Here is a 7,170-nt window from a genome sequence, read left to right as displayed (position 1 = left end):
CTGGTTCGCATCCGCGTCTCCGCGGACGGCTTTTTGTACAACATGGTGCGGGCGATTTCCGGCACATTGCTGTACGCCGGTCAGGGGAAATTCCCGCCGGAAGAGATTCAGAATATTTTGGCGAGCTGTGACCGCGAACAGGCAGGCCCCACGCTCCCGCCGCAGGGCTTGTACATGACACGCCTCTGGTATGACACGACGCCGGAGCTTGATCCCTTTCATCTGGCAGCAGATGAAAGCGTACCGGGAGGGCTTCCGATATGAAAAAAATGTCTTTGAAACGGCGGGAAGATCCGCTGTGGAACAGCCCCAATGTCACGCTTCGCCGCGTGCATCGCTGCCGGACCTATGTCGGACGTCTGCTCGTTCTCGTCACGCTACTGTTTGTCGGCATGAATTTACAGCTGTTTACCCCTGCGAGTATTGCCAACATCCGTTCTTCTCTCAAAGCCGCCTCTGTGCGGTCGGCAGAAGACATGACGGTGGTTTCGTATCCGTCCGGTTCCAGCAAATCCATGATGCCGTTCGGCAACGGACTTGCCATCTGTTCCGACAATTCGCTCTCTTTCGAGCTGCCGGGCAAATACGCGCAGATGGAAACCAATCTTTCCTATGCCAATCCGGTGATGCGCGCATCCAATCAGTATCTGCTGGTCTTTGACCGCGGCGCGTACCGTTTTACCGTCACAAACACGCTCAACGAGCTGTATTCTCAGACGGTGTCCTCCCCGATTACCAATGCAGACATCGCCGCAAACGGCAATGTCGCCATCGTAACCGATGAGGCAGGATACAAAAGTGCCGTCCGCGTATACAACGTGGACAACGAGCACCTGTACACGTGGTCTACCAACAACTGCTACATCATGTCCGCAGCGCTTTCCTCGGACGGCCAGCGTTTGGCACTGTTCTGCTTCCAGCAAGACGGTCTGACCTTGACTTCTAAGCTGCTCTTCGCCGACATCAATTCGGATAAGCAGCCGAGTGAGAGCGATGACGGCGTTGACATGAACGGTAATCTCGTGCTCGGCATGAAATTCTTAGGCAACAACACCGTCTGTGCCGTCTGCGATGGTGCGACTTACGTCGTCTCGCGCGGCGGACAAATCAAGTATCAAAAGGACTATTCTTCCGATGATCTGATCGCGTTCGACTTGACAAACGACTGTCTTGCTCTGGCAACGGAAGCGTATTCGCAGACCGGCCGCGCAGAGGTCGTTCTCATCAATGCACGCGGCACCGCTTCCCGCAAGCCGCTGTATCTGCCAGAACAGCCGGACGGCGTCAGCTACTGCGACGGACGCCTCGCCGTCACGACCGGCGAAACCGTCACATTCTATTCTAAGAGTCTAAAAGAGATTGATTCCCAGACCGGACTGACTGGTCTGTCTCGTGTTTATATGCGTTCCGGCGGTTCCGCCATCGCCCTGTTTAACAGTCAGGCGCGTGTGCTGACCATCGGCAGTCCCCTCGAAGACCTCCGTTCTTCCTCGGACTGAGCGCACAAGACACATGTTCTATTTTCTATTTCCTTGAAAGGACGGAATGTTTATGACAGCTGTTGACTGGATCGTTTTACTCGTTATCCTTTTATACACCATCAATGGATTCCGCAGAGGATTTGTCGGTACGATTTTCAATCTGTTCGGCTCACTCGCCGCGCTGATTCTCGCGCTGGTCTGCGCCGGACACTTCCGCGCACAAGTCGGTGCAAAAATTGCCCCGTATCTCAAAGAATCGGTCAGCGCATCGATGCCGACGCTGCCAACCTCTGTATCGACTTCTGCTTCTGAGCTATGGAACAGCATTTCCGGCTATTTGCAGAACATCTTATCCTCTCAGCATGTATCCTTAGAGGTACTGCAAGCGGCGGAAGATCCGCGCGACACCATGCTCAATGCCATCGCGCTGTGCGTCGGCGAGGCACTCGCCTATGTCATGATCTTTCTTGTGTCGTTTATCGTTCTGCTCATCCTGATTCACTGGGCAGCATCCGCGTTCGATTTATTCACCCGCCTTCCGGTCATTCACTCGTGCAATGCGCTGCTCGGCGGTCTGCTCGGACTCGCCTGCGGTCTGGTGCTGTGCACAGTCGTGCTATGGGCAGTCAAGCTGGTCGCTCCGGCAGCCTATTCCGATGCCGGTCTGCTCTCTCCGTCTGTGATGGAGCACTCGGCCATTGCCGGAAAGCTGGTCGGCTGGAACGACGGCGTATCGCTGTTTGAAAGCGATCCCGCGAATACCTGAATATTTTTTCCAATTTTTCTTATCATAAGACATACTTCGCAATAGTAGAAAGGAATTTACCCCTATGCATATGCCATTATGCTCCCGCTGCCACAAAAATGTGGCGGTGGTGTTTATCTCTAAAATGGAAGAAGGCGGCGCCTCCAATGAGGGCTACTGCCTGAAATGTGCCAAAGAGCTGGGTCTCAAGCCGATTGACGGTCTGATGCGCCAGATGGGCATTACTGAAGATGATCTCGACCAGATCACCGATGAAATGACCAACATGCACTCGCTTATCAATCCGGACGACGAGGACGCAGACGATGCCGATCTCATCCCGGATGAGGATGCCGACAATCCGGACGATGATTCGTTCGATTTCGGCGGCACACACACCTTCCCGTTCCTCGACAAGCTATTCTCCGGCAACGACAACGCCGGTGCATCCGGCGAGGAAACCGGCACGGACACGCAGGACAAAGAAGAGGCGCGCCGCAAGAAGAAAGAAGCGAAAAAGCGCAAAAATTTGTCTGCATACTGCACGGATTTGACCTATCGCGCCCGTCAGGGACAGCTGGATGCCATTGTCGGCAGAGAAAGTGAGACCGAACGCGTCATCCAGATTCTCAACCGCCGTCAGAAAAACAATCCGTGTCTGATCGGCGAGCCGGGTGTCGGCAAGACCGCTGTCGCAGAAGGTCTGGCCATTCGCATCGCCAAGGGCGATGTGCCGTACAAGCTCAAGAACAAGGAAGTGCATCTGCTGGATCTGACTTCCCTTGTCGCAGGCACGCAGTTCCGCGGTCAGTTTGAAGGCCGCATGAAGGGGCTTATCAACGAGGTCAAGTCGCTCGGCAACATCATTCTCGTCATTGATGAGGTGCACAACATTGTCGGCGCCGGTGACGCAGAAGGCTCGATGAATGCAGCAAACATTCTCAAGCCGGCACTGTCCCGCGGAGAAATTCAGGTTATCGGCGCGACAACCTTCGCCGAATACCGCAAATATATCGAAAAGGACGCCGCTCTGGAACGCCGCTTCCAGCCGGTAACGATTGCTGAGCCGTCTATTGCCGACACGACAGAGATTCTCAAGGGCGTGCGCGGCTACTATGAGACCTTCCACGGCGTGCATATTTCCGATGAAATCTGTCATCAGGCAGCAACGCTGTCCGAACGCTATATCACCGATCGCTTCCTGCCGGACAAGGCCATTGATTTGATTGACGAGGCTTGCTCCCGCCTGAATCTGGACAGCCCGGCAACTGCTGAGATTCCGGAGCTTGGCGACAAGCTGGAAGAAATCCACCGCAAGCAGGATGATCTGCTCCAGCTGCCGCAGAACAACGAAGTCTACGAGCAGATGGCAGAGCTGAAGAGCTTGGAATTGCAGACGGAAAATAAGCTGACCGAGCTGCGCAAGATTCCGGTTCCGGAGCTGACCACAGAGCATTTGGCTTCCGTCATTGAACTGTGGACCGGTGTTCCGGCATCCAAGGTCTGTGAGCAGGAGTTCTCCCGCCTGATCGGTCTGGAAGAGCGTCTGCATCACCGCGTTGTCGGTCAGGAAAAGGCGGTTTCCGCCGTGGCTCATGCCGTTCGCCGTTCCCGCGCCGGTATCAGCCCGAAGCACAAGCCGATTTCCTTCCTGTTTGTCGGCCCGACCGGTGTCGGCAAGACCGAGCTGGTCAAGGCTCTGGCAGAGGATCTGTTCGACACGCCGGAAGCTCTCATCCGTCTGGACATGTCGGAATACATGGAAAAGCACACGGTTTCCCGTCTGATCGGTTCCCCTCCGGGATATGTCGGCTTTGATGAAGCCGGTCAGCTGACGGAAAAGCTGCGCCGCCGTCCGTACTCCGTTGTTCTGTTCGATGAGATCGAAAAGGCGCATCCGGACGTTCTGAACATTCTGCTTCAGGTGCTGGACGATGGCCGCATTACCGACGCACAGGGACGCACGGTATCGTTTGAAAATGCCATTATCATTATGACGTCTAACGCCGGTTCCGACCGCTCCGGCGGCTCTGTCGGCTTTGGCAAGACGGTCTCTGAGCAGGGCGAGGCGCGCGCGGTCAAGGCGCTGGAAGAAATCATGCGCCCAGAGTTCCTCAACCGCATTGATGATATTATCTCGTTCTCTCACCTGACAAAGGACGATTTCCGCGGCATCGCGGCGATCATGCTGGGTCAGCTGCGTGACACGCTGGCAGAGAACAACATCCGCCTGACTTGGGATGATTCTCTCGTTGATTATCTGATTGAGGATTCGTTCTCCGTCAAGTTCGGTGCCCGCAATCTGCGCCGCGCGATTGAAAAGCAGGTCGAAGATGAGCTTGCCAACCGCATCATTGCGGCATGGGAGCGTCCGCTCAGCGGTGCGCATGTCTCTGCCGCAGACGGCAAGATTGTCATTCAGACGATTTAATTTTTCTTCTTCCGTCACGGCTAATGCCGTGGCGGAAGCGTTTTATATATTTCAGGAGGTGTCCCCATGACTTGGAGACTGATCATCATTGCCGTTCTCATTGTACTGCTGATTCCGACGATGGCGCTGCTGCGCAAGCAGGAAGCAGCAAAGAAGAGCGGCGACAAGGAGCAGGCTGCCACCGTGCAAAAGCAGCTCAATCTGTTCTGCGGATTGCTCATCGCCCTGTTTGTGTGTGTGTTGGCTGTCACGATGTACAACGTGTATTCTGCGAAATTTTAGAAAAAACCAAAAGTTTTTTGCAAAAAACGCTTGACAATTCCCGCTTGGATTGGTATACTAAGTGAGCATTGTGAAAAGCCTGCGGGTGTAGTTCAATGGTAGAATGTCAGCCTTCCAAGCTGAACACGTGGGTTCGATTCCCATCACCCGCTCCATACCACTTACATCACATGCAGGCACAGACGATTCTGTATGCGCCAGTAGCTCAGTTGGATAGAGCAACTGCCTTCTAAGCAGTAGGCCGGGGGTTCGAATCCCTCCTGGCGTACCAATTCAATTGGGTCTGAAGTGCGTTTCAAGTCTATATGGTGGGTGTAGCTCAGTTGGTTAGAGCGCCAGATTGTGGCTCTGGAGGCCGAGGGTTCGACTCCCTTCACTCACCCCATTTTTTCATTCTTCACGATGCCAGCCGTTGTGAAGAACATTTTTTATCGGGGGCTTTCAGCTTATTGCCTGCATACGGGGGCGTGGCCAAGTGGTTAAGGCACCAGACTTTGACTCTAGTATCGCAGGTTCAACTCCTGCCGCCCCTGCCAATCCGGTCCATTAGCTCAGTCGGTAGAGCATCTGCCTTTTAAGCAGAGGGTCCGGGGTTCGAACCCCCGATGGGCCACCAAAAAGCAGTATTTCTTCGGAAATGCTGCTTTTTTTGTTGCCTTTCTTGCAAGTTCTCTCTGCCTGCATTATACTGAAAGCAGAAGGAGATGATCGTTTATGAATCCTGTATTACAGAATATTTTGGATCGGCATTCCTGCCGCAGCTTTACCGAGCAGCCTATTGAGCCGGAAAAGCTGCAAGATCTATTGACCGCCGCCGTTTGGGCGCCGTCCGGCCGCAATGAACAGAGCTGGCACTTTACCCTTCTGGCAGACCGCGAGAAGATTCAGGCTCTCGCCGCCGCTGTCAAAGAGGCGGATCATCGTCCGGCTGGCTATAATTTCTTCGCTCCGTCCGCTTTTCTCATCGTGTCCGGCGAGCGGGATAACCGCAACAGCTTTTTGGACGCCGGTGCCGCCATGGAAAATGTCTTGTTGACAGCGACTTCCCTCGGTCTCGGCTCGTGCTGGATCAATCAGGTGCGCGATGTGTGCGACAATCCGGCAGTGCGTGCGCTCTTGACCGAATACGGCGTACCGGAGAGTCATATCGTCAATGCCTCTGCTGCTATCGGCTATCCGGCAGCAGATCCTGTCATTCACGAGAGAAAGCCACATACCACGACCTTGGTACGATAACAATAAGATGAGGAGGCAGTACCATGTCTTTGGAGCAGCAAATCGAAACATTACAACAAATGATTGACGAATCCCAGCGCATTGTCTTTTTTGGCGGCGCTGGTGTCTCGACGGAAAGCGGCATTCCGGATTTCCGCAGTGTCGACGGATTATATCATCAGAAATACAAGTTTCCGCCGGAAACCATTCTTAGCCATTCCTTTTTCCAGTCTCAGCCGGAGGAATTTTTCCGGTTCTATCAAGACAAGATGCTCGCGCTGGACGCCAAGCCCAACGCCGCACACAAAAAGCTCGCAGAACTGGAGCAAGCAGGCAAATTAACTGCTGTCATCACACAGAACATTGATGGTCTGCATCAGGCCGCCGGAAGCAAGCGCGTCTATGAGCTGCACGGCTCTGTGCATCGCAATTACTGCCAGCACTGCGGCAAGTTCTATGATGCCCAGTACATGAAATCGTGTCACGGCATCCCAACATGCACCTGCGGCGGCATCATCAAGCCGGATGTCGTCCTGTACGAGGAATCGTTGGACGAGCAGTGCCTGACTGACAGCATTCAAGCCATTGCGCAGGCGGATATGATGATTATCGGCGGAACATCGCTCGCCGTCTATCCGGCAGCCGGACTCATTCAATATTTCCGCGGCAAGCATCTCGCCGTCATCAACAAGGGACAAACCCAGCGCGCTATCGGCGCGCAATTGCTGATTGATGCGCCGATTGGACAGATTTTCAGCCAGATTCAAGTGAGATAACAAAAAAAGAGCCAGATCCGGAACCGTTCCGGATCTGGCTCTTTGGCTTTATCTGACGCACAGACCCAACTTGTCTCTCCCTCCGGGAGAGATGTCGCACAGCGACAGAGAGGGCTTTTGGCTCCCTCGTTGAGGGAGCTGTCATTTGCCTTGCAAATGACTGAGGGAGTAACCAGTTCGCCCTAACGAATTAGAGTAACTCTGATACGAACTTGTTCGCGTGCTGCTCCTTCCGTCACG

The 7,170-nt window shown here is 54.1% G+C and carries 6 protein-coding genes, 5 tRNA genes and 1 pseudogene; all 12 read left to right on the top strand.

Features of this window, described 5'->3' with window-relative positions:
• A pseudogene (locus tag ACR0P9_RS05465) lies at positions 1-264 on the top strand (hypothetical protein); the annotation flags it as partial.
• Positions 261-1,499 (top strand): DUF5711 family protein, encoded by a 1,239-nt coding sequence (locus tag ACR0P9_RS05460; protein ID WP_432618066.1) that lies wholly within the window; start codon positions 261-263, stop codon positions 1,497-1,499. The pseudogene ACR0P9_RS05465 and the gene ACR0P9_RS05460, both read left to right, overlap by 4 nt.
• A 52-nt stretch (positions 1,500-1,551) precedes the next feature.
• Complete coding sequence (locus ACR0P9_RS05455) at positions 1,552-2,247, top strand: CvpA family protein (RefSeq protein WP_432618064.1); 696 nt, start codon at positions 1,552-1,554, stop codon at positions 2,245-2,247.
• A gap of 64 nt (positions 2,248-2,311) precedes the next feature.
• Complete coding sequence (locus ACR0P9_RS05450; protein WP_432618062.1) at positions 2,312-4,657, top strand: AAA family ATPase; 2,346 nt, start codon at positions 2,312-2,314, stop codon at positions 4,655-4,657.
• Between the two features lie 66 nt (positions 4,658-4,723).
• Positions 4,724-4,939 carry a hypothetical protein gene (locus tag ACR0P9_RS05445; protein WP_432618060.1) on the top strand — a complete coding sequence of 72 codons (216 nt, stop codon included), beginning with the start codon at positions 4,724-4,726 and terminating at the stop codon, positions 4,937-4,939.
• An 81-nt stretch (positions 4,940-5,020) separates the two neighbouring features.
• Positions 5,021-5,094: transfer RNA gene (locus ACR0P9_RS05440), tRNA-Gly, on the top strand.
• Positions 5,095-5,133: 39 nt separating this feature from the next.
• Positions 5,134-5,210: transfer RNA gene (locus ACR0P9_RS05435), tRNA-Arg, on the top strand.
• A 37-nt stretch (positions 5,211-5,247) separates the two neighbouring features.
• Positions 5,248-5,324 (top strand) — tRNA-His (locus ACR0P9_RS05430).
• Between the two features lie 76 nt (positions 5,325-5,400).
• Positions 5,401-5,475: transfer RNA gene (locus ACR0P9_RS05425), tRNA-Gln, on the top strand.
• Positions 5,476-5,479: 4 nt separating this feature from the next.
• Positions 5,480-5,555, top strand: a tRNA-Lys gene (locus ACR0P9_RS05420).
• Between the two features lie 98 nt (positions 5,556-5,653).
• A complete protein-coding gene (locus tag ACR0P9_RS05415) occupies positions 5,654-6,175 on the top strand; it encodes a nitroreductase family protein (protein WP_432618058.1) in 522 nt (173 codons plus the stop codon).
• 23 nt (positions 6,176-6,198) lie between these two features.
• Positions 6,199-6,930 (top strand): NAD-dependent protein deacylase, encoded by a 732-nt coding sequence (locus ACR0P9_RS05410; protein ID WP_432618056.1) that lies wholly within the window; start codon positions 6,199-6,201, stop codon positions 6,928-6,930.
• The last annotated feature ends 240 nt before the right edge of the window (positions 6,931-7,170 follow it).

This window comes from Butyricicoccus sp. (assembly GCF_050872565.1).
Classification (GTDB): domain Bacteria; phylum Bacillota; class Clostridia; order Oscillospirales; family Butyricicoccaceae; genus Butyricicoccus_A.
Note: the sequence above shows the minus strand (reverse complement) of the source record. Positions and strands in the feature narration are given on the sequence as shown.

What these genes read in the sequence shown, in the direction of transcription:
- ACR0P9_RS05410 (WP_432618056.1), top strand. Translation starts at nt 6,199, where the DNA reads ATGTCTTTGGAGCAGCAAATCGAAACATTACAACAAATGATTGACGAA.
- ACR0P9_RS05460 (WP_432618066.1), top strand. Translation starts at nt 261, where the DNA reads ATGAAAAAAATGTCTTTGAAACGGCGGGAAGATCCGCTGTGGAACAGC.
- ACR0P9_RS05415 (WP_432618058.1), top strand. Translation starts at nt 5,654, where the DNA reads ATGAATCCTGTATTACAGAATATTTTGGATCGGCATTCCTGCCGCAGC.
- ACR0P9_RS05445 (WP_432618060.1), top strand. Translation starts at nt 4,724, where the DNA reads ATGACTTGGAGACTGATCATCATTGCCGTTCTCATTGTACTGCTGATT.
- ACR0P9_RS05450 (WP_432618062.1), top strand. Translation starts at nt 2,312, where the DNA reads ATGCATATGCCATTATGCTCCCGCTGCCACAAAAATGTGGCGGTGGTG.
- ACR0P9_RS05455 (WP_432618064.1), top strand. Translation starts at nt 1,552, where the DNA reads ATGACAGCTGTTGACTGGATCGTTTTACTCGTTATCCTTTTATACACC.